Source organism: uncultured Bacteroides sp. (genome assembly GCF_937912035.1).
In the GTDB taxonomy this organism is placed as follows: domain Bacteria; phylum Bacteroidota; class Bacteroidia; order Bacteroidales; family Bacteroidaceae; genus Phocaeicola.
In genome coordinates, this window is record NZ_CALDPF010000024.1 from 15639 (window position 1) to 39197 (window position 23559).

General features: G+C 41.7%; 14 protein-coding genes and 1 pseudogene. 3 read left to right on the forward strand and 12 right to left on the reverse strand.

The window, feature by feature from the left end; genetic code table 11:
* Positions 1-104: 104 nt before the first annotated feature.
* The 8 genes from Q0486_RS04405 to gltB form a co-directional block, all read right to left on the reverse strand.
* The gene (locus Q0486_RS04405) at positions 105-1268 is read right to left on the reverse strand and encodes an MFS transporter (protein ID WP_299230604.1); all 1164 of its coding nucleotides are present in this window, start codon (positions 1266-1268) and stop codon (positions 105-107) included.
* Positions 1269-1273: 5 nt separating this feature from the next.
* Positions 1274-3142 carry a DUF4980 domain-containing protein gene (locus Q0486_RS04410; RefSeq protein ID WP_299230606.1) on the reverse strand — a complete coding sequence of 623 codons (1869 nt, stop codon included), beginning with the start codon at positions 3140-3142 and terminating at the stop codon, positions 1274-1276.
* Positions 3143-3237: 95 nt separating this feature from the next.
* A complete protein-coding gene (locus tag Q0486_RS04415; protein WP_299230608.1) occupies positions 3238-5583 on the reverse strand; it encodes a TonB-dependent receptor in 2346 nt (781 codons plus the stop codon).
* Positions 5584-5999: 416 nt separating this feature from the next.
* Positions 6000-7229, reverse strand: a complete 1230-nt coding sequence (locus Q0486_RS04420) for an LL-diaminopimelate aminotransferase (protein ID WP_299230610.1) — start codon at positions 7227-7229, stop codon at positions 6000-6002.
* Between the two features lie 34 nt (positions 7230-7263).
* Positions 7264-8076, reverse strand: a complete 813-nt coding sequence (gene dapF, locus Q0486_RS04425) for a diaminopimelate epimerase (RefSeq protein WP_299230612.1) — start codon at positions 8074-8076, stop codon at positions 7264-7266.
* 96 nt (positions 8077-8172) lie between these two features.
* Positions 8173-9867, reverse strand: coding sequence for an asparagine synthase B (asnB, locus tag Q0486_RS04430; protein ID WP_299230614.1), 1695 nt, complete (start codon positions 9865-9867; stop codon positions 8173-8175).
* 20 nt (positions 9868-9887) lie between these two features.
* Positions 9888-11225, reverse strand: coding sequence for a glutamate synthase subunit beta (locus tag Q0486_RS04435; RefSeq protein ID WP_299230615.1), 1338 nt, complete (start codon positions 11223-11225; stop codon positions 9888-9890).
* A gap of 84 nt (positions 11226-11309) precedes the next feature.
* The gene (gltB, locus tag Q0486_RS04440) at positions 11310-15824 is read right to left on the reverse strand and encodes a glutamate synthase large subunit (RefSeq protein ID WP_299230616.1); all 4515 of its coding nucleotides are present in this window, start codon (positions 15822-15824) and stop codon (positions 11310-11312) included.
* A 310-nt stretch (positions 15825-16134) separates the two neighbouring features.
* Between gltB and glmS the strand changes: the two genes are divergently transcribed.
* Positions 16135-17979, forward strand: a complete 1845-nt coding sequence (gene glmS, locus Q0486_RS04445) for a glutamine--fructose-6-phosphate transaminase (isomerizing) (RefSeq protein WP_299230618.1) — start codon at positions 16135-16137, stop codon at positions 17977-17979.
* 7 nt (positions 17980-17986) lie between these two features.
* Here the strand turns inward: glmS and ruvA are convergent, their stop codons facing one another.
* The gene (ruvA, locus tag Q0486_RS04450) at positions 17987-18586 is read right to left on the reverse strand and encodes a Holliday junction branch migration protein RuvA (protein WP_204394386.1); all 600 of its coding nucleotides are present in this window, start codon (positions 18584-18586) and stop codon (positions 17987-17989) included.
* Positions 18587-18790: 204 nt separating this feature from the next.
* Between ruvA and Q0486_RS04455 the strand changes: the two genes are divergently transcribed.
* The gene (locus tag Q0486_RS04455; protein WP_299230621.1) at positions 18791-19690 is read left to right on the forward strand and encodes a diaminopimelate dehydrogenase; all 900 of its coding nucleotides are present in this window, start codon (positions 18791-18793) and stop codon (positions 19688-19690) included.
* A 106-nt stretch (positions 19691-19796) separates the two neighbouring features.
* Complete coding sequence (gene lgt / locus Q0486_RS04460) at positions 19797-20621, forward strand: prolipoprotein diacylglyceryl transferase (protein WP_299230629.1); 825 nt, start codon at positions 19797-19799, stop codon at positions 20619-20621.
* Between the two features lie 96 nt (positions 20622-20717).
* On the opposite strand, the gene Q0486_RS04465 is transcribed toward lgt, so the two are convergent.
* From Q0486_RS04465 to Q0486_RS04475, 3 genes and pseudogenes are all read right to left on the reverse strand, one after another.
* On the reverse strand, positions 20718-21857 hold the full coding sequence (locus tag Q0486_RS04465; protein WP_299230623.1) for an acyltransferase family protein: 1140 nt from the start codon (positions 21855-21857) through the stop codon (positions 20718-20720).
* A 73-nt stretch (positions 21858-21930) separates the two neighbouring features.
* Positions 21931-22500, reverse strand: a complete 570-nt coding sequence (locus Q0486_RS04470) for a Crp/Fnr family transcriptional regulator (protein WP_299230625.1) — start codon at positions 22498-22500, stop codon at positions 21931-21933.
* Between the two features lie 191 nt (positions 22501-22691).
* Positions 22692-23371: pseudogene (locus tag Q0486_RS04475) on the reverse strand (Fic family protein).
* Positions 23372-23559: the final 188 nt, after the last annotated feature.

The following is a 23559-nucleotide window of genomic DNA, read 5'->3' on the forward strand; positions in this document are numbered from 1 at the left end:
ATTCAATTAAGTCAATTAAGAATTAAAAATTAAAAATTAAGAACCGACGGTCAACGTAGTTAATCAAGAACCGACGGGCGACAAAGCTAATTAATAAGCACTACTCATTTTTTCAATTTCATGGTGTAGAAGAGCAGGTAGATAACTCCTACTGCCATCACAGCCACTGCTCCGTCTTGACCGGCTGCATCAGAAGCAAATCCCATAAACAACGGGAATACAGTTCCACCGAAAAGTCCCATTATCATCAAACCTGATATCTCGTTTTTCTTTTCAGGCATTGAAAGAAGAGCCTGAGAGAATATTATCGAGAATACATTTGAATTACCGAAACCTATCAATGCGATGGATGTGTATATCACTGAATCGGCATCTGAAGTCAACAATCCTACCATTGCTGCAAGCATACAGAGTACACTTATCAGGAAAAACGAACGGGCAGAAACTTTCTGAAGGATAATAGAGCCGGAGAAACAGCCGATAGTCCTGAAGATGAAATAAAGGCTGGTTGCAAAAGAAGCCTCATCAAGGCTCATGCCCAAACGTTCCATCAATATCTTCGGAGCTGTGGTATTGGTTCCGACATCTATACCTACATGACACATTATTCCTACGAAACAAAGGAGGATAAAAGGAGAGCCTAGAAGTTTAAGACAATCGGCAAAACCGGATGCCTTGTCGGGACGCTCTTCTTCTATAGGGGTAGCACCTAGCCAAAGTACGGCTATAACGGCTATTATCATGTATATAGGGAAGAGAATTCTCCAGCCAAGGCCAAATGTAGGCATGGCCTGAGTAGCTCCCCACATAGCTATGTATGGTGCCAGGAATGAAGCTATTGCCTTGACAAACTGTCCGAAGGTCAAAGAACTGGCCAGCTTGTCACCGCTGATGATATTACTTAATAGCGGATTCAATGATGTCTGCATAAGAGCATTTCCGATACCCAACAAAGAGAACGAGCAAAGCATAAGCATGTAACTGTCGCCAAACACAGGCAGAAGCAATGAAGCGAATGTTACTACAAGACTCAGCAGTACTGTTTTTTTGCGGCCTATACGGTTCATCAAAATTCCCGTTGGCACTGAAAATATCAGAAACCAGAAGAATACCAATGAAGGGAAGATATTGGCTTGAGAATCACTCAAGCCAAGGTCTGCCTTCACATAATTGGATGCTATTCCCACCAGGTCAACAAAACCCATGGCGAAAAAGCAGAGCATCACAGGGATTAGTCTGGAAAGGTTGTTTTGTGAAGTTGTATTCATAACTATTATAATCCTAATTTATGAATACTCAAATTCTTAACCTCTGCCTTACCACCCTCTGTATAGAAACGAAGAGAATTATATACTTCAGTCGGGAATACAAGATTTGTCATTGCTATACGTCCACCGTCAACGAAAAGTTCTACAGAACATTTGTCTACGAAAACGTTAAGATGATATGACTTACCTTCACACAATGAAAGTGGTGCCCATGTTCCCAAAGCGAAATCATTGATATAGTTTATAGATTCTGTCTTGCGACGGTCATGATTTTCCTTGAAATGTGGTTCGGCTTTCTCACCAAAAGCAATCAAACCGCTTTCTGTACGATCCATTATGGCGCGACCTGATTTCAGATCAAGATAGATTTTTGTCTTCTCGCCTTTGGCATTCATTATGTCGAAACCAACTGTCTGAGCCTTACCTGGAACAATATCCATTTCCAATTCAACACCGCTGTTCAATCCATCAGTTATACTGTCTATCACAGTTTCACCTTCTACAGAAAGACTTTCTATATTGCGTGTTGACTTGCGAAGAGCTTCAGTTTCTTTCACAACATTTGCAGCCATATATATTTCGCCGTTCTTAGTATAAAGAGAAAGTTCTCTTGGCAATGCATTCGCTCCACGATATTGGCGTATAGGAGTTACGTTGGCATACTGCCAGTTGCTCATCCATGGAACTGCAATTATACGGTCACCTGTATTTGAGAAACAAACTGTAGCATAGTGGTCTTTACCGAAATCAAGCCATTTAGTTACGCTCTTGTCTGTATCGCATTTGAATTCTTTTCCGTCGAAATCACCAATGAAATATTCAGTAGCGCTACCGCCAAAAGGACATCCCGGATTGATGTTTACTATCATAACCCATTTCATGTTGTCCTTATTACCGTCAACAGGAAGCTGGATAAAATCAGGGCATTCAAACTGGTTAGGCTGTACACCGTAGCCTTCGCCAAACTGGCTGAGGTATTCCCACTGTTTAAGATCTGTAGATGAATAGAAACGCATGTTCTTGTCTGCAGAAACTATCATATACCATTTCTGTGCAGGCTCGTACCAGAACACTTTAGGATCGCGGAAATCCTTCAGTCCGTCAAACGGTGTAAGGATAGGATTATTCTCGTATTTTGTATATGTACGTCCGTTGTCGTTGCTATATGCCATGCACTGTATCTGTCCGTGTTCGTCACTGGCAGATGTATAGAATGCTATCATGGCATCTTTGCCGTAGCCTGCGCTGTTATTCTTGTCTATAACTGTACTTCCTGAGAAGATATGTCCCAATGTATCGCGTGCGATAGCCGGGTCTAGATGTTGCCAGTGTACGAGATCTTTACTTACAGAGTGTCCCCAGTGCATATTTCCCCACTTTGAACCGTAAGGGTTGTACTGGAAATAAAGATGATATTCGCCATCCTTGTAAACAAGTCCGTTAGCATCGTTCATCCATCCGTAAAGCGGAGTGTGATGATATTCAGGACGGTAATAATCAGTATTCGAAGTATCGAATGTATCAGCAAGAGAGATATTATCCCAGCATACCGCATTGGCAGCTACACGTCCGATAGTAACAACTGCTTCCTTTACCCCCTGTGGTAATGCGAAAGGTACGTAATATTCTACGCTGTCAACAGCCAGACGAACGTCCATTGCCATATCTGCAGGACTTCCTGTATCAAGTTTCACTTTACCCTCATTACAAGATTCCTGAATAGGAAGGATAAGATATTTTGAAGGATTTGTAATATGTACTATTGTTAGAGTATCACCCTGATGTTCAAAGGTAAGACCACTCTTCTGTGGCTGACATGCAGTAAAGGAAACAGCTGCCATAGCCACTGCCAGATGATTGATAATCTTTTTCATGGTTGTATATTTTTAATTCGTTTATTTTTAGTGGATTTATTGAAATTATAGAAGTTAATTCAGTTAAAAGAACTAACTTCTATAACTTATTTTTATCAGAATTTCAAGCTTGCAGTAAATTCTACAGTGAACGGACGGATATAGCTACCTGCCATTACATGTCCTGCATACTGTCCTGCATCTTCTTTTTCGATAAGTTCGGCACCTGCTATACTACCTTTTGCTCCTGTCTGGTTAAGGAAGTTTACTACAGTACATCCAAGAGCCAGTTTCTTGTTAACTTGCCAGTTCAAACCACCGAATGTTTCCCAACGACCGTTGAAATAATATGCATCATTGATGTTTGCATATGTCTTGCTGAAATAACGGAAGCTTGTCCAGATTTTCAGGTCTTTTGTAATCATATAACTTGGGTCGATTTCAACAATCACCTGCGGAATTTCAGCTACGATATTTCCTGTTGCATTGATTCTTCCTACATAATTGTCTGAGAATGTAACTGAAGTTTCATACTTCTTGTAAGTCGGCTTCTGATATGTGAACAGGAAGTGAAGATCAAATCCCTTGAACGGACGTGCTACAACGTCAGTTGTCCATCCCAAAGTCTTTATATCATATGTCAGAGGAGCAGCCATGATTTCAGTCTGTCCTGCATCTGTTTTGTGCTGAAGATTCAAAGTTGAGTTATTGTTTGTCTTTGAAATATATGAGAAGAGTGATGTCAAACTCAACCATTCATTGTTGTAATATATTCCGGCACGTCCCAAAGGTACAGAAATTTTGTCAACGTTAGGCAATGTAGCCGGAGCGAAATTCTCGATCTTAGGATGCTGTGTGATATAAGTGAAGTCACCTGTGAAACCGAACTGTTTTGTCAACTTATATGTTGCAGCTGCAGTAAGAGCATAGTTCAACCAGTCATAGCTCATAGGAGTTGCCGCAATTTTTGTAACACCGTCAGGAGCTGTTGCACCAAGATTATAATTTGCGAAGCGTCCTACATAATTACCATTTGCATCTTTTACAGCTGCATTCTCACCACGCAATGCCTGATATTCAAGACGTGCACCGTAGTAAACATTCAGGAAATCTGTGATATCCCAGTCATGAGTAAAGTAAAGTGCCAGTTTGTTTTCATATCCGTTGTAATACTCCGAAGCATTTTTGTTCAGGTCGTAATAATAACCGTTGCCTGCGTATGTGCGGCTAGCATATGAAGCATAATCTGTATTGTACAGTCTTACAGGATAGCTGCCGTCTGAAGGGACAGACTGATCGTACATTGTTGTACTTGAGCTGTAATCTACATCGTAATACCATTCGTTAAGACCTAATCTCCATGTTCCATTGTTCAATTTTCTGGAAAGCTCTGTAGTAAACATGAATGAATCGATAAATCCACGGTTCAGACATGACATACGGCTCTGTACATATTCGCCTGTATAAGGCTGCATGCTTCCGTCGGCTGCTTCGTACTGATAATTGATACCTGCTTCGTTTTTGTCAAGTGACATCGGAGTCTGATATACCAGAGAACCTGTAGAATGGTCATACTTCATCACTGTCTTCCAGTTCAAGCCGTTGTCCCATGAATAATCGTTCATCAATGTCACTACATGACCGATATTTTCTGTAGCATCGTATAGGTTAGTCTTTTTCACTTCTCCCGTACGCATGTCACGGTACACCATTTCGTTATCCATAGGAAGATATGATGTAGTACCAAGAGCAAAATCACCGAATTCACGTACACTACCGTCGCCTACATATACGAATGGAGCAGACTGAGTGGCAAACGTATATACCGGATGACTCTTTGAGAAATTATAAAGTGCAGTAAAAGCACCTCTGTTATTATTATATTTCTTTGTGATTGCAAATTTATATATCTGTGTACGGTCCTGGAACGGAGTCGCCTTGATATCGAATGTTCCCGGATCGAAGTCCTGATACATGCTGGCGCTGTATAACCAACCTTTACCAAGTCCGCCGTTAAGATTAAGCGAAACTTCCTGCATTCCGAAGTGATTGGTCTTATAATTTAAAGTACCGTTGAATTTATCCTGACCAAGCTGAGTAAAAGAGTTTACGGCATAACCGATGTTACCTGTAGTCACAGCTGTTTCTGAGATTTTAAGCAATCCCACATGGCTAAGGCTGGCATCAGCACGCCAAAGAGAGTTCACACTGTGAGGGTTTGTAGCATAAGTAACGGGAATACCGTTTTCAAGAACGTTCACATCGGCCGAAGGAAGACCAATCTGGATTTCACGAGGACCGTTAGCACTTGCGGCATTAAGCATAACGTTTCTGTTTGCTTCTTCCTTTTTATTATCACCGCTTTCTTTTTTCTCCTGTGCATAAGAAGTTGCACATGCAATGGCTAGTAACAATACAGCCGAATTCATTCTCTTCAATAGTTGTTTCTTTTCTGCCTTCATAGCATTCTCTGTTTTTAAGTAATTTTGTTTGTTGCAAATGTATAAAGGTCTGTACAAAAGCCTTGTAACAAATGTTTCACACCCGATAAAAAATGTTTCATGTATCATTTTTACATCAAGATGAAACATTTGTTATACTTGTCATTTAGGAACAGAACAGCTAACATACTTATATACAGACACATATAGAATATTAAAAAAGGGCCTTGATGTTTTAGCCAAAACGAACTGTCATTTAAATTAAAACGAGCTGTCATTCGAATTTAAATGACAAGGCATTTTTTTCAGACATATGAAATACTTATTTTTACAATAAAAAAGCGAAACTACATCGCTGCAGTTTCGCTTCTACTAAATACATATAAAACCAAAACAGATTGTAATTAATACCATAAAATTGGCAGGTCATGGTATGTTTATATATATTTCTCAATACGTTGCATAGCCTCTATACAGTCCTCACGTTTTCCAAATGCTGTAAGTCGAAGAAAACCTTCGCCCGAAGGACCGAAACCTACCCCCGGAGTACCCACTAAATGTGCTTTCTCCAACAGGATATCGAAGAATTTCCATGAGTCGTAACCTTTAGGAGTCTTGAGCCACAGATACGGTGAATTTACTCCTCCATAAACATTCATTCCTGATTTCATCAAACCTTCGCGCATTATATATGCATTTTCCAGATAATAGTCAATATTCGCTTTTACCTGTTCCTTACCTTCAGGAGAATATATTGCTTCAGCAGCACGCTGTGTGATATAACTTGTACCATTGAATTTTGTACACTGGCGCCTCAACCATAATTTATTGAGCTGAATTTTTGTACCGCCAGCCGCTGTAGCAACAAGTTCATCAGGGATTACAGTATAGCCACAACGCACTCCTGTAAATCCTGCTGTTTTAGAAAAACTTCTGAATTCTATGGCACAATGTCTGGATCCTTCTATCTCATATATTGAATGCGGAACATTCTCCTCGCGTATAAATGCCTCGTATGCAGCATCGAAAAATATTATAGAATCATTTGCCAGTGCATAGTCAACCCATTTCTTCAACTCATCTTTGGTAAGTGTAGTACCAGTAGGATTATTGGGATAGCACAAATATATTATGTCTGCTCGCTCCATCGGCAATGAAGGGACAAAATTATTATCCTCATTACAAGGCATATATGTAATGTTGCTCCAACATCCGTCACTAGCCAACTCTCCTGCCCTACCAGCCATAACATTGCTGTCTATATAGACAGGATAAATAGGATCGGTAACAGCTATCTTATTCTCACGGCTGAAAATATCACCTATATTTCCAGTATCACTCTTCGCTCCATCATTTATGAAAACTTCATGAGCTGAAAGTTTTATTCCACGTGATTCGAAATCATTTTTTATAATTGCCTCTATCAGAAAATCATACCCTTGTTCAGGACCATATCCGTGAAATGATACAGATGAAGACAACTCATCCGCAGCACGGTGCATAGCCTCGATACAGGCTTCAGGAAGCGGACGTGTGACATCACCTATTCCCAGTCTGATAAGGTCGATGCCCGGATTTGTCGCCTTGAAGCTGTTCACTTTCTTTGCTATGTCCGAGAAAAGATAACTGCCAGGCAGTTTCAGAAAATTATCGTTAATTTGCGCCATTATATTTAATTTGTTAGATGTTAGTTATTGATTATTAGAGGTTACTAACATTTATCTCTCCATCAAAAACTTTTACAGCAGGACCTGTCATATATACATGCCCATCTGTTTCGTTCCATTTAATCTTAAGTGTGCCACCATCCATTATCACCGATGATTCCCTGCCACACTTGCCGATATATGATGCCGCCACAGCTGTAGCACAGGCTCCTGTACCGCATGCCATGGTTATACCAGAACCTCGTTCCCATACTCTCATACGAATGCTTCTATCCTGATAAACCTGTGCGAACTCAACATTTACACGGTTAGGGAACAACGGATGTTTCTCAAGCGCCGGTCCTACGGTATTGATGTCCACCTCTGATATATTATTTACAAATATCACCAAATGAGGATTCCCCATAGATACAGAAATCCCTTCCGTATATCCATAACCGTCGCCTAACTGAACCTTTCCAATAACATTAGGAACGCCCATATCGACAGTTACAGCATCCACATGATTATCATTTGTCAAATGAAGTTTCAGAATTTTTATTCCGGAAAGGGTCTCCAGTGTAACTTCAGTCTTTGCTGTCAGTCCCTCCTCATAAAGATATTTGCCTATACAACGGCTTGCATTACCGCACATCATTGCTTCCGAGCCATCGGCATTGAATATACGCATGCTGAAATCAGCAATTTGCGACGCTCCTATAAGTACAAGTCCGTCGCTGCCTATTCCGGTGTGATACTTACTCCACTCCACAGCCAGCTCTTCAGGGTCATCTATAGGATATTGGATAGTGTTGACATAAATATAGTCATTACCGGCACCATGCATTTTTGTAAATCTGATATTCATCTTTTTAGTTGTTAGTTGTTGGAAAAAGAGTTGTTAGTTGTCAGTTGTTGGTTGTCAGTCGTTTAAACTAAAAACTAATAACAAACAACTAATACCTCAATAAGCTGATTCATGTACTCCTGCCACTGCACGTCCGCTAGGATCGTTCATTCCTTTGAACGATGCATCCCAAGCCAAAGCTTCGGCCGTAGAGCAGGCTACACTAGGGACACTAGGAACCGATCTGGCAGCCGATTCACTAGGAAAATGTTCTTCGAATATGCTGCGATAATAATATTCTTCTTTGTTCTGAGGCGGATTGATAGGGAACCGATCTGCTGCATGTGCCATCTGCTCATCTGTAACAGCCGCAGAAGTCACCGCTTTCAGAGTATCAATCCATGAATAGCCTACACCGTCGGAGAACTGTTCCTTCTGTCGCCATGCCACTTCCTTAGGGAGAAGTGACGAGAATGCGTCACGTACTACCTTCTTCTCTATTTCCTTGCCTGGACACATCTTGACAGCCGGATTAAGACGCATAGCCACATCAAGAAACTCCTTATCAAGGAAAGGAACCCTTCCTTCCACGCCCCATGCAGAAAGCGACTTATTGGCACGCAGACAGTCATAAAGATGAAGTTTTGAAAGTTTACGTACTGTCTCTTCATGGAATGCACGTGCATCAGGTGCCTTATGGAAATACAGATAACCTCCGAAAACCTCATCAGCACCTTCACCACTTAACACCATTTTTATACCCATCGACTTGATGACTCTTGCCAGAAGATACATAGGAGTGGATGCACGTACTGTAGTGACATCGTAAGTTTCTATATAATAAATCACATCGCGTATAGCGTCGAGACCTTCCTGGATAGTGTAATTTATTTCGTGATGTACTGTTCCGATGTATTCTGCCACGAGACGGGCCTTTTCCAGATCGGGCGCTCCCTTAAGCCCTACAGCAAATGAATGAAGCTGCGGCCACCATGCATCCTGTTTTCCATCAGTTTCCACACGTTTGTCGGCAAACAGTTTCGCTACGGCAGAAATAACAGACGAGTCAAGTCCGCCGGAAAGTAATACGCCGTATGGGACATCACTCATAAGCTGTCTCTTCACAGCATCTTCCAAAGCCAAACGTACATCACTCACCTGAGCTTTGTACGCCTCATCATCAGGCATCTCAGTATATCTGTCTTTCACTGCTTCATATTCTGTCCAGTCACGGTTATACCATCTGTGCATCTTACCTTCACGACTCCAGTAATAATGTCCTGGCAAGAAAGGTTCATATTCATCACACATTCCTTCCAAAGCTTTCAATTCACTTGCACAATATACTTTACCGTCAGCATCATGTCCTATATACAGAGGTATCACTCCTATCGGATCGCGGGCTATAAGGAACTCATCACGTTCTTCATCATAAAGTGCGAAGGCAAATATTCCACTCAGTTTCTCTATGAAATCGACTCCGTACTGACGATAAAGAGCCAGTATTACCTCGCAGTCACTTCCTGTACTGAAATCATACTTCCCTGCAAATTCCGCACGTATATCACGATGATTGTAAATTTCACCGTTCACTGCCAGAATCTGTTTTCCGTCAGGCGAATATAATGGTTGTCCACCACTCTGAGGATCGACTATAGACAGACGCTCGTGTGCCATAATTGCCGAGCCACCGCAATATATCCCGCTCCAGTCCGGTCCACGGTGGCGTATGCGTTTCGCCATAGTGAGAGCCTTTTGTCTCAACTCAGGCGATTGCTGTTTTATATTGAAAATACATGCTATACCACACATAATTTTTAAGTTGTTAGTTGTTAGACAAACATCTTATCTATCTCCACAGCCGCCTTTCGTCCTGCAGCGATACATTTCACCACTAGCGACGGACCTGTAGCGGCATCACCTGCCACAACTGCATTCGCAGGCAATTCAGGAAACTGCGGTTTCAGGAATCCCATAGCCAACAGAACAAGGTCTGCCTTTATTGTATCTTTCTTGCCTGTAGGTTTCATTACAGGACGTCCACCATCTGCAGCCGGAATCCATTCTACTTCTTCAACTTCCACTGCTGTTACCTTTCCGTTTTTGCCAACAAACTTATTTGAATTCAAGCACCAGCGGCGTGTACATCCCTCTTCGTGGCTTGAGCTTGTTTTCAGCACAACGGGCCACTGTGGCCAAGGAGTAGCAGAATTATGTCCAACCGGAGGTTTAGGCATAATTTCTATCTGAGTAACACTCAACGCGCCCTGACGATGTGATGTTCCTATACAGTCGCTACCCGTATCTCCACCACCAATTACCAGTACATGCTTTCCGCGGGCAGATATCCTGTCTTTCTCTGCGATTTCCTGTCCTGCAAGCACTCTGTTCTGCTGTGCCAGCATCTCCATAGCGAAATGGATACCTGACAGTTCACGTCCAGGTATTGCCAAATCCCTAGCCTGAGGAGTACCTGTACATATGGCATAAGCATCAAAACCTTCAGGTAGTTTCATCAGATCAATTTCTGAATTAGTCTTAAAGACTATACCTTCAGCTTCCATTATCTTGAGACGCCTGTCTATGATATTCTTTCCAAGCTTGAAATTAGGTATTCCGTATCGTAAAAGCCCTCCAAGCATCTCATCGCGTTCGAACACAGTAACTTCGTATCCTCGCTTGTTCAGTTGGTTTGCAGCCGCCAGTCCGGCAGGTCCCGAACCAATCACAGCCACCTTTTTTCCGTTTCTTTCATATTTTTTCGGAGAGATATATCCTTCGCGGAATGCAGCCTCAATAACGGCTGCCTCATCTTCGCGAATAGTTACAGGAGAGTCTATACTGAGCTTCAGTACACACGATTTCTCACACAGAGCAGGACAGATACGACCTGTAAATTCAGGAAAGTCGTTTGTAGCGCTCAATATTTCGTAAGCCTTGCGCCAGTCGCCTTTGCACAATGCATCCTGAAACTCAGGAGGGCGATTACCCAGCGGACAAGCCCAATGACAGAATGGTACTCCACAGTCCATGCAACGACTGGCCTGCAATTTGCGTTCGCTTGTGTTGAGTGTCTGTTCCACTTCACTATAATCGGCAACACGTTCGTGAACAGGACGGTAGCCGGCCTCTTGTCGAGGTATATTTAGAAATGCTTTTGGATTTCCCATGTTATTCAATTAAAAATTAAGAATTAATAATTAATAATGAGCGGATGACATCACTCCTAATTATTAATTGTTCATTATTCATTATTAATAGTCTCTCTGTACCTCCGCAATCTTCTGTTGCAGTTTCTTCATCTGTTCCTCGGCCAGAACACGTTTGTATTCTATCGGAGTAACCTGAATGAATTCATCTATATGATTATGCCATTCATCAAGCAGGGTGCGGGCCAGTTTCGAACCGGTAAATCTCCAGTGACGTTCGATAAGTTCCTTCAACTCCTTACGTGATGCAGAGTCCTCAAGCAGATTAAGCTCTACCATCTCCATATTACAGAAATAGTCGAAACGATGTTCAGGATCCCATACGTAAGCTATACCGCCACTCATACCGGCCGCAAAGTTTCTTCCGGTATCGCCAAGCACTACCACACGTCCGCCTGTCATGTACTCACAGCAGTGGTCGCCAACTCCTTCCACAACGGCTATTGCACCTGAGTTTCTCACTGCAAATCTCTCTCCTACACGTCCGTTAATATAAACTTCACCTTTAGTGGCACCATACATCAGAGTATTGCCTGCAATAGTATTCTTAGATGCGTCGAACAGTGAACCTGACGGAGGCAACAGACAGATACGTCCACCGCTAAGACCTTTTCCAACATAGTCGTTAGCCTCGCCTTCCAGACGGAATGTCACTCCCGAAGTTAGGAACGCACCGAAACTCTGTCCTGCCGAACCTTTAAACTTCACGTTAATAGTACCGTCAGGCAAACCTACATGACCGTATCTTCTTGCCACCTCACCTGATAGCATGGCACCTGCCGAACGGTCTGTATTGGAAATAGTATATTCAAGCTCAACAGGCTTCTTATTATCCAAAGCTTCTTTCGCCGCCGAAATCATAGCCCTATCCTTTATACCCAATAAGTCAAGAGGCTTGTCGGCTGTATGATGAATGTCAGCACTGCTCTCTACCTTATGTAAAATTCTTCCGAAATCCAGACCTGACATTTTTCCTTTACTGTCCGAAGAATCAACTTGAATAAGGTCTGTACGTCCTACAATATCCTCAAGTTTTGTAAATCCCATTTCTGCCAGATATTCTCTTACTTCTTCTGCCAGGAAACGGAAATAATTGACAACATATTTATAATGTCCACGGAAATGCTGACGCAATTTTTCATCCTGAGTAGCTACTCCGACAGGGCACAGATTGGTATGACATTTTCTCATCATAACACATCCCAACACTATCAGTACAGAAGTTCCAAAAGCAAATTCCTCAGCTCCCAGCAAAGCCATACTTATAATGTCACGTCCTGTTTTCAGCTGTCCGTCAGTCTGCAGACGTACCTGTCCTCTAAGCCCATTCAGCACAAGAGTCTGCTGAGTTTCGCTCAAACCTATCTCAGGCGGAATACCGGCATATCTCATTGACGAAGCTGGAGAAGCACCTGTACCACCTTCGGCTCCTGAAATCACAATCAGGTCGGCCTTAGCCTTTGCCACACCTGCCGCAATGGTACCTACACCACTTTCAGCCACCAGCTTAACGCTTATAGCAGCTCGCGGATTGACGTTCTTCAAGTCGAAAATCAACTGCGCAAGGTCTTCTATAGAATATATATCGTGATGAGGTGGAGGAGAAATAAGCGATATTCCAGGAATAGAATGACGTGTACGGGCAATTACTTCATCAACCTTAAATCCCGGCAGTTGTCCACCTTCTCCCGGTTTTGCTCCCTGTGCCACCTTTATCTGGATTTCCTCGGCATTGACCAAATATTCAGTTGTCACTCCGAAACGCCCCGAAGCTATCTGCTTGGTCTTGCTGCACAGACTGATATCTCCGTCTTCGGCATGATAAATTTCAGAGAATCGGTTACTGTCTTCACCACCTTCACCGGTATTGCTTCTTGCTCCAAGACTGTTCATTGCCAATGCAAGAGCCTCATGAGCCTCCTTGCTGATTGCTCCAAACGACATTGCGCCAGTAACAAAATGTTTCACTATATCTTCTACTGGCTCCACCTGGTCTATACTGATAGGATTCCTGCGGAAACCTAAAAAGTCGCGAAGGAAAATAGGATTTTCCTTTTTATCCGCTTTAGCTGTAAATTCCTTAAACTTTTTATAACTGCCTGTACGTGTAGCAAGCTGAAGCAAACTTATAGTATCGGGGTTCCAAGCATGCTGTTCTCCATCTTTTCTGTATGAGAACAGACCTATATGATCAAGTAATGTTCCTGCCTCATCTTCAGATATAGCGACACCCGAACTATGGAATCTGAGGTAATCATGAGCTATATCGCCGATACCAGCTCCGCCTATTGTTGAGACGTCGGTACCGAAATATCTTCTCATTACCTCTGCATTCAAGCCAACAGCCTCAAACAATTTAGCTCCTCGGTATGAACGTATCGTGCTGATACCCATCTTGCTCATAACCTTATATAATCCCTTGCAGAGAGCTTTAATATAATTCTTTTCGGCTGTAGCGTAATCAAGCTGTACATCACCTTTCTTCACCAGTCCGTCTATCACCGCAAAAGCCATATACGGACAGATTGCACTCGCTCCATATCCCAAAAGCAATGCAGCATGCATCACTTCGCGCGCTTCGCCACTTTCAACTATCAACGCTGTCTGCACACGTTTCTGTACTGAAATCAAATGATGATGAACTGCGCTTACAGCAATAAGTGAAGGCACAGGTGCATATTCAGCATCTACATCCCTGTCTGAGAGCACTATATAGTTTGCACCGGCATCAACAGCCTCTTCCGCACTCTTACACAGATTCTCTATAGCCAGGCGAAGTCCTTCCTCTCCATCCGAAGCCTTGAATACCATTTTCAACTTAACAGTACTGAATCCCTTGTATCTGATATTGCAGAGAATGTCAAGCTGTGTATTAGTAAGCACAGGATGCGGCAGACGCACCATCTTGCAATGTCCTGCGCTCGGACTGAGAATATTGCTTCCTACGGCACCGATATACTCAGTAAGAGACATGACAAGTTCTTCACGTATAGGATCGATAGCCGGATTAGTAACCTGTGCAAACTGCTGGCGGAAATAATTGAACACCGACTGAGGTTTTCCACTCAATACCGCCAAAGGAGTATCGTTACCCATTGATGCTGTAGGTTCCGCACCTGCGGCACACATAGGAGTAAGAGTACGCTCTATGTCTTCGCGGGTATATCCGAAGATACGAAGTCTTCTTCCTGCGTCCTTCACAGAATTTTCCACCTTACGTCCGCTGCGCAACGTATCAAGTTCTATTCTGTTGGCAGCCAGCCATTCTGTGTAAGGTAAAGCCGATGCCAGATCTTCTTTAACTTCTTTATCGTAATATATTTTACCTTCCTGTGTATCTATCAATAATATTTTACCAGGCTGCAGTCTTCCCTTAGCTTCTATTTCATCAGGATTGAAACTTATTGTACCAGTCTCACTGGCAACTACCATAGTTCCATTCTTGGTAACCAGCCATCTGGCAGGACGCAAGCCGTTTCTGTCAAGCATTCCTCCGGCATATCTTCCGTCGCTGAAAAGTAATGCGGCTGGGCCGTCCCACGGTTCCATCAATATGGAATGATATTCATAGAAATCCTTAAGTTTCTGGCTGATAGGGTTTTTCTCGTTTATAGACTCAGGTACCATCATGGCAAGCGCATGAGGCAGACTAAGACCTGACATAACGAAAAATTCAAGTACATTATCCATTGAGGCACTATCGCTCATGCCTGGTTGTATAATAGGACGTATTTGAGAAATATCGCCAAGTCTTTCTGACGACAAAACACTTTCTCTGGCTTCCATCCATGCACGGTTACCACGAATTGTGTTTATCTCGCCGTTATGGGCCATCATACGGAAAGGCTGTGCCAGACTCCATGTAGGAAATGTATTCGTACTGAAACGTGAATGCACCAAAGCCAATGCACTGGTAAAGTATGGCTGTGTAAGGTCTGCATAATATTCACGAAGTTGTGTAGAAGTAAGCATTCCCTTATACACCATATTCTTACTGGACAGTGACACGATATAGAAGTCTTTGAGTTGTATTCTATTCTCTATCTTTTTCCTGATGATATACAGTTTTTTCTCAAGCTCTGCCTCGTCAACTCCGGCTGTAACAAAAATCTGCTTAACATCAGGCTCTGTAGCTTGCGCGTCCTTACCTAATATATCCGAGTTTACCGGTACTGTGCGTACATGCATCAACGTCATCCCTTCACGCTCTATTTCTTCTATCATCACGCTCATGATATCCTGTTGAGCGGCTTTATCTTTGGGCATAAACACTAACCCTGTACCATATTTACCCTTTTCGGGAACCGGAATCCCCTGTAGAAGAATAAATTCATGCGGTATCTGAATCATGATACCCGCACCATCACCTGTTTTACTGTCTGCTCCTTCTGCTCCACGGTGTTTCATATTTTCCAACACTTTCAAAGCAGAGTCTATCAACTCATGCGACTTTGCGCCATGCAGGTTGACTATCATTCCTACACCACAGGCATCATGCTCATTTGTCGGACTATATAATCCTTGAGGAGCATTTTCTCTGATAAAATGATTCTCTTTCATTGCGTTTTGGTTTCTTTATGTACTAAAATCTCGTTTATATGTATTATTTTGCACTACAAAAGTAGATATTTATATGTTTTGTGATTCTTTTCCAGTACAATTTCTTTAAAAAAAGATAGTAGTAACAACAAAATACTTACGAAACGCTCACCAAATTAATCTTATAAAAACAAAACTGTAATTAAAACGCGGCATTTTTATTTCGATTTATAAGTTTAAGTCTAAAAAAATCAAATTATATATATTGTAAAACATATTCTTTAAGCAGGAAATACTTATTTTTGTATTGAATGAAAACAAGTAAATAAATATGTGTGGAATCGTAGGATACATCGGTAAGCGTCAGGCATGGCCTGTGCTTGTGGAAGGTCTCCGAAAATTGGAGTATAGGGGATACGACAGTGCCGGAGTGGCACTTATAGATACTCCGGGAGACCTGAAAGTTTATAAATCAGTAGGAAAAGTTGCAGACTTGGAACAAACCGTAACAGGTAAAGATACATCAGCGTCAACGGGTATTGCACATACACGTTGGGCAACACATGGAGAACCTAGTACGGTAAATTCTCATCCCCATACTTCTATGAGCGGTCGTCTGGCTTTAGTACACAACGGGATTATCGAAAATTACGCTCTCCTAAAACAGAAACTTATAGATAAGGGATATGTCTTCAAAAGCAGTACTGACACGGAAGTATTGGTACAACTTATCGATTATATACAGACAGAAGGAAATCTGGATCTTCTGACATCTGTTCAGTTGGCATTAAAAGAGGTAATCGGAGCATATGCCATAGCCGTAATAGACAGAAATCATCCTGAAACAATCATTGCAGCAAGAAAGAGCAGTCCTCTGGTGGTAGGTATTGGCGAAGATGAATACTTCCTTGCATCGGATGCTACCCCTATAGTGGAATATACTAATAAGGTGATATATCTGTCAGACGGAGAAATAGCAGTACTAAGAAATGGTGAACCGGTCAAGATTGTTGATTTGGACAATGTGGAATGCTCGCACGAAGCACAGACCATAGCATTGAACATCGGACAGTTACAAAAAGGCGGATATCCTCATTTCATGATAAAGGAAATATTCGACCAGCCTGAATGTATAGCCGACTGCATGCGTGGCCGTCTTAACCCGGAAACTATGTCAATATTGCTCTCGGCGGTAAAAGAACATAGGGAAAAGTTCATAAAAGCACGACGCTTCATTATCGTGGCATGCGGAACATCATGGCATGCAGGACTTATAGGAAAACAACTCATTGAAACAATGTGTCGCATACCTGTAGAAGTAGAATACGCATCGGAGTTCCGCTACCGTAACCCTGTAATTTCGCCGGACGATGTAGTAATGGCTATTTCACAAAGTGGCGAAACGGCAGACACACTTGCAGCGATTGAACTTGCCCATAACAGTGGAGCATTTGTTTATGGAATATGTAACGTAGTAGGTTCATCCATTGCACGTGCAACCGACTCCGGTTCTTATATACACGTTGGACCAGAAATCGGTGTGGCATCGACAAAAGCATTTACCGGTCAGGTTACTGTACTTCTGATGTTTGCCCTGTCACTGGCACAGGAAATGGGAACAATATCAACCGATGAATACAAAGAAATAGTATCATCACTCAATGATATACCTGAAAAAATGCGTCAGGTTCTAAAACAGAATGACTACATTGCCAGTCTGTCGAGAATGTTTACATACGCACGTAATTTCATTTATCTGGGACGAGGATATTCATTCCCGATAGCACTGGAAGGAGCCCTGAAACTAAAAGAGATATCATATATACATGCCGAAGGTTATCCGGCAGCGGAAATGAAGCATGGACCGATTGCACTGATTGATGCCGAAATGCCGGTAGTGGTCATCGCAACCAATTCACCGCTCTACGACAAGGTTCTGAGTAACATTCAGGAGATAAAGGCACGTGGCGGAAGAGTGGTAACTATTGTTACAGAAGGTGATACGGTAATCAGCTCACTTGCCGATTTCAGCATACCGGTACCAGCAGTTCCTGAGTGTCTGGACGCTCTGGTAACATCCATTCCGCTGCAACTGATGGCATACCATATAGCAGTATGCAGAGGACTGGATGTTGACCGTCCACGAAACCTTGCAAAATCAGTAACCGTGGAATAATCCACCGTCATCTCAGTCTTGTAAGGGCAATCTTGATGACTTTCTGCACAGGCGCATCCGGTTCTTCATGAAGAATCTGTCCGACAACCTTTTGCGACGGTGCCTGTGCAAATCCCAACATAGTCAAAGCGGCGACGGCCTCTTCATATATCTCATTGTTAGCTGCAGATATAGGTGTAGAAACATTTCCGGTGCTTTCTACACCTATATTTTGTATCTTGTCCTTTAGTTCCACTATTATACGCTGGGCTGTCTTCAGTCCGATACCCTTTACCATCTTCAGCAATTTCTCATTGCCTGAACTTATCACATTACATAATTCAGACGGACTTAAAGCAGAGAGAATCATTCTGGCTGTGTTACCACCAATTCCCGACACAGTTATCAGCATAAGAAAAAGCTCCCTTTCCTGTTTTGTCGCAAAACCATAAAGTACATACGCGTCTTCCCTTATAGCCTCGTATATATATAGTTTTACATCCCCCTTCCCTTGTATGGCAGAAAATGTATTCAGAGAAATATTCACACCGTATCCCACTCCGTTGCAGTCCACTACCGCCATGGTAGGTGTAACATCATCAAGTTTTCCTTTTATATATTCAATCATATTTTGGTTATAAATTATAATTTAACGACAAAAATAAGCACCTCAAAGTTATAAATTGTAAGTTACTACTGAAATATTTCAAAAAACGTCCTCCTTTTTCTCTTTAGAACAATTCTAATTTTTTATTTTTGCAGCAACAAAAATACAGGATATATTTCTTGTAACAAAACAGAAAAGAATAAACAATTAAACACCAATAAAATTATGAAAAAGATTAGAGCTGCCGTAGTTGGTTACGGAAACATTGGAAAGTTTACAATCGAAGCACTTGAAGCTGCTTCTGATTTTGAGATTGCAGGTGTAGTTCGCCGTAATGGTGATGCTAACAAACCAGCAGAACTTGCACCATATAAAGTTGTAAAAGACATAAAGGAACTTGAAGGCGTTGACGTAGCAATTCTTGCAACTCCTACACGCAGCGTAGAACAGTACGCAAAGGAAATCCTTGCATTAGGTATCAATACAGTTGACAGTTTCGACATACACACACAAATCACATCATTGCGCCGCACATTGAACGAAACAGCAAAGGCGCACAATGCAGTTTCAATCATCGCTGCAGGATGGGATCCGGGAAGTGACTCTGTAGTACGTACACTTCTTGAAGCTATCGCTCCAAAAGGTATCACATACACTAACTTCGGTCCGGGCCGCAGCATGGGACACTCTGTTGCAGTACGCGCCATTGCAGGTGTTAAGGATGCATTGTCTATGACAATCCCTATAGGTACTGGAATCCACCGCCGTATGGTATATGTAGAACTTGAGGAAGGTGCAGACTTCAAGACAGTTGAAGCAGCTATCAAATCGGATGCATACTTCGTAAACGATGAGACACACGTTATCCAGGTTCCTTGCGTTGACGACCTCAACGATGTTGGTCATGGTGTAAACCTTGTACGCAAAGGTGTTTCCGGTAAGACACACAACCAGTTGTTCGAATTCGACATGAAGATAAACAACCCTGCTCTTACTGCTCAGGTATTGGTTTGCGTGGCACGTGCTTCTATGCGTCAGCAGCCAGGATGCTACACAATGATTGAAGTTCCTGTAATCGACCTTCTTGAAGGCGACCGCGAAGAACTTATCGCTCATTTGGTATAATCAGACTATTTATTAATCTTTCCATAAAATCTCTTTCCCTATTCGTTTTGGGAGAGAGATTTTTTTATTTCCTTTGCACATATAAATCAAAAAACTCAGAAACATGATTTTAGGAAGCATCGTTTGGGACGTCGATCCCATACTTCTACGTCTTGGTTCTATAGAGCTGAGATGGTACGGACTAATGTGGGGCCTGGGATTTATCCTGGCATACGAAATGGGCTCGCGCCTGTTCAAGAAAGAAGGTCACCCTGACGACTGGGCAGACAAACTGTTTGTCTACTGTATTGTGAGCGCCGTTGTAGGTGCACGTCTTGGACACTGCCTGTTCTACGAATGGGATTATTATGGATCACATCCATTAGAGATACTTAAAATATGGAAAGGCGGACTTGCCAGTCACGGAGGAGTATTCGCATTGATACTTGCCTTGATATGGTATTCCAAAAAGGTTACACACAAAAGCGTATGGTGGTTGTTCGACCGTCTGATACCTGCAGTGGCTGTGGTCTGTGCGTGTATCCGTTTCGGCAATCTGATGAACTCCGAGATATTCGGCTATCCTACCGACCTCCCATGGGGATTTGAGTTTGTACGCTCACGCGAATGGCAGGAACTTTACAATCAGAACGGAGTGGCACAAGCATGCCATCCTACACAAATATACGAAATGCTGTACTGTGCGGTAGCTTTTATATTCTCATGGTTGGCATACCACAAATTCGGTCTTCAGAAACGAATCGGACTTATCACCGGAATCTCGCTTCTAATATTTTTCGGAGCACGTCTCGGACTTGAATTCATCAAAAATCCGCAAGTAGCAGAAGAAGTAGGCATGACGCTTAACATCGGTCAGTGGCTCAGTGTACCACTCATCCTACTGGGTATATATCTGATTATTACAAGCGGGAAACGCAAAGAAGCATTCTGAAAAATTTGAATACAAAAAATAGGAACCTATTTTTTTAAACATACCCCCGAAAGTTTTTGTCTAACTTTCGGGGGTATGTTATACGCCCAATCCCTATTATCCCATTATCCATTTGCCCAATTTCCCTGATTTTCTTACTACATAAACAAAGCCCCAGGTAACCGAAAGAAGCAGTATAGTACATACTATCATTTTCACCATTGTATGCAAAGGCAATGACTCGACAAGCATATAGCATGGTCCAAGGAAAAGATAATGCGACATCCAGATGCCAAACGTGCAGGTGGAAATGCTGACCGCAAAACGTCTAACCGCAACGGATTGGAATTTTAACTTTTTAACAGCAAGAAAAACAGGGAGAGTCATCAACAGTACATTAGGAGAACAATATGTAAAGAACAGTTCCACCAGTTCTACAGGCTGACCCGGAACCGCTGTTATGGACTTAAAACCGAAGAAGGTAATGCAATAGCCTACAACAAAAGAAGGGATGCCAATAACAGCCAACTTAGTCCAGCTTAGGTCAATATTATTTTTTATAATATAATGACCTAAAAGCAAATAGCCATTGAATCCGGCAAAATAATATAATAAACCAAACTCATTCCAAGAACATGTACCCCAAAGGTCTTTTGTAAGATATTCTCTTAAATAAGGAATGAAAAGTGATACAAGCCAAAGAGCCAGAAATACTTTCTGTTCTTTTAGCGATGCCTGTCTGACCCATGCCGAGAAAATTGGCATATAGAGATACAGCCCAATAAGAAGATATACATACCACATCTGCACCGCAAACATAGAGAAATTGAAAGGAATCATCAGAATGTTATGCAAGGCACTAGAAAAAGACTGATCAGGTTCAGCCCACGCAAAGAAATCATTAATTACAGTGGGAGAAAGTCCCAACAATCCGGTTATCCATGGGAAAAGATTATACAGAACTGACCATATTAAAAAAGGAACAAGAAGTCTGGTCAGGCGTTTTTTATAGAAAGCGGAAACATTCTCTTTTACTGGCAGAAGCAAAGCTCCCGTAACCATAACAAACAGAGGTATGGCAGGACGCATAAACGAACCGTAGAAACTGCCCCAAAAATTATACCACGGTTCAGAACGCTCAGCCGGAGTAACATTATCCGTACAATGTACTGCTATCATCATGAAGATTGCGATAAATTTCACAAAGTCAAGCCATACAATGCGCTTGTCTTCTTTTTCAATCAGTTGTGCTCTCATGCTTTTTTTCTACAAAAGTAGCCAGCACATTAAACACATTTTTTGACCTATATCAAAAAGCACTTATAAATTATTACTTTTCAGCTCTTATCCTGCTTAAAGTAGATATTGATATGCCAAGGAATGAAGCAATATATCCCAAATTCACCCTCTGGCATATATCCGGAAATCTCTTCAAAAGAACATTGTATCTCTCTTTTGCTGTCATAGTAAGATTATCAATCCTCACACATTGTAAAGTAAGCAGGCACTCCTGATGAATAACTCTGCCCCAATTAGCAATCTCAATATTGGTTTCATACAGTTTATTCAGAATATTTATCGGTATTGAATACGCAATAGTTGGTTCCACTGTTTCAACAAATTCAAACCCGGCTTTATTATGGTATAAGCATAACAGACCGAAAGTAATATCACCTTCTTTTGAAAACCATGTAGTATGTTCATCACCATCCACCAAGCAATAAGAACGGGTCAAACCTTTTTCTATAAAGTAAACATTTCTGTCAATAATACCGCCTCTTATAATTAGATGCTTAGCCGGAAAAGAATGTACAGTAAAATGCTTAACAAGTTGGTTTATAGAGTCGTCAGAAACCGGATAATAACTTTTTATGGATTTTATTATATTGGAAAAAGTCATAAGCATCAGTTAAGTTCAGATAAAAATATTCTCAATAAATCATATTACATTTCACCTTCACATCCTTCACATAAATATACCTCCTCTACCTCAGTAATGGAATTGATAAGCTAAAGATGCAAGATTCCAATTAAGGCTTAATACCGATACAAACTTCGCGTTTATGAAAAGAAATAATTTTGCAATCACAGCTAAAACATTAAACTAAATCCTTTCTTCTGCGAAGCATTGAACTTTTCAATCTCCAAAGAGAGGGATTTCTTTAACTGACCAGCCATAAAATCCAAGAAAGGCAGATTTGTTTCTTTTTCCTAGGATTGACGTAAGGCAGAAATATACTCTTCCCTATCTTCCTTAAATATTTTAGTCGGAAAAAGATTGTAACAGAACTGTATGTAATTCATCAACAGACGTGCAGTCCTTCCGTTTCCGTCCACCCACGGATGGATAGTCACCAAATTGAGATGGGCATTGAAACTTAATTCAGACGGAAATCACCTTTCGAAGAATCGAATGATCCACCCATTACATTATATGTACTACCTGTAGTACGCATCAGTGCAGCATTCAGTTTTTGCAAAAATACCGGTGCAACAGGTACTTTTAGTTTGGCTTCATCTTTGGCAAGCTCATATGCTTTCTTTAAATCCTCATTCATCAAATGATATACGAGTGGCTTTCCCTTAGCAGTCAAACCCTCATCAAACAACATTTGAGTTTCCACTTCTGTAAGAGTAGAACCTTCGATAGCAGTAGAATGGGTTATAAGAGAATAGAGGTAGTACTTATCATAGTCCACCGCCTCACTGATACCAAGCTTCTGAAATTCCTGATATAGTTGTTCAATCTCCTGCCAAACCACTGACTGCATATCTTGTAATTGATTGGTTGATTTTTTCAAAAATACATTCTTTTTATGTCTTAACAAAAGGAAAGAAATTGTTTTTACATGTAAAAACAAAAAAAGCTAAGTAATAGTTATTCCTATACTTAGCTTTTTTCCTTGTACCCAGACCCGGGGTCGAACCGGGATGGATGTTACTCCACTGGTGTTTGAGA

What these genes read in the sequence shown, in the direction of transcription:
- Q0486_RS04405 (WP_299230604.1), bottom strand. Translation starts at nt 1,268, where the DNA reads ATGAATACAACTTCACAAAACAACCTTTCCAGACTAATCCCTGTGATG.
- Q0486_RS04410 (WP_299230606.1), bottom strand. Translation starts at nt 3,142, where the DNA reads ATGAAAAAGATTATCAATCATCTGGCAGTGGCTATGGCAGCTGTTTCC.
- Q0486_RS04415 (WP_299230608.1), bottom strand. Translation starts at nt 5,583, where the DNA reads ATGAAGGCAGAAAAGAAACAACTATTGAAGAGAATGAATTCGGCTGTA.
- Q0486_RS04420 (WP_299230610.1), bottom strand. Translation starts at nt 7,229, where the DNA reads ATGGCGCAAATTAACGATAATTTTCTGAAACTGCCTGGCAGTTATCTT.
- dapF (WP_299230612.1), bottom strand. Translation starts at nt 8,076, where the DNA reads ATGAATATCAGATTTACAAAAATGCATGGTGCCGGTAATGACTATATT.
- asnB (WP_299230614.1), bottom strand. Translation starts at nt 9,867, where the DNA reads ATGTGTGGTATAGCATGTATTTTCAATATAAAACAGCAATCGCCTGAG.
- Q0486_RS04435 (WP_299230615.1), bottom strand. Translation starts at nt 11,225, where the DNA reads ATGGGAAATCCAAAAGCATTTCTAAATATACCTCGACAAGAGGCCGGC.
- gltB (WP_299230616.1), bottom strand. Translation starts at nt 15,824, where the DNA reads ATGAAAGAGAATCATTTTATCAGAGAAAATGCTCCTCAAGGATTATAT.
- glmS (WP_299230618.1), top strand. Translation starts at nt 16,135, where the DNA reads ATGTGTGGAATCGTAGGATACATCGGTAAGCGTCAGGCATGGCCTGTG.
- ruvA (WP_204394386.1), bottom strand. Translation starts at nt 18,586, where the DNA reads ATGATTGAATATATAAAAGGAAAACTTGATGATGTTACACCTACCATG.
- Q0486_RS04455 (WP_299230621.1), top strand. Translation starts at nt 18,791, where the DNA reads ATGAAAAAGATTAGAGCTGCCGTAGTTGGTTACGGAAACATTGGAAAG.
- Q0486_RS04465 (WP_299230623.1), bottom strand. Translation starts at nt 21,857, where the DNA reads ATGAGAGCACAACTGATTGAAAAAGAAGACAAGCGCATTGTATGGCTT.
- Q0486_RS04470 (WP_299230625.1), bottom strand. Translation starts at nt 22,500, where the DNA reads ATGACTTTTTCCAATATAATAAAATCCATAAAAAGTTATTATCCGGTT.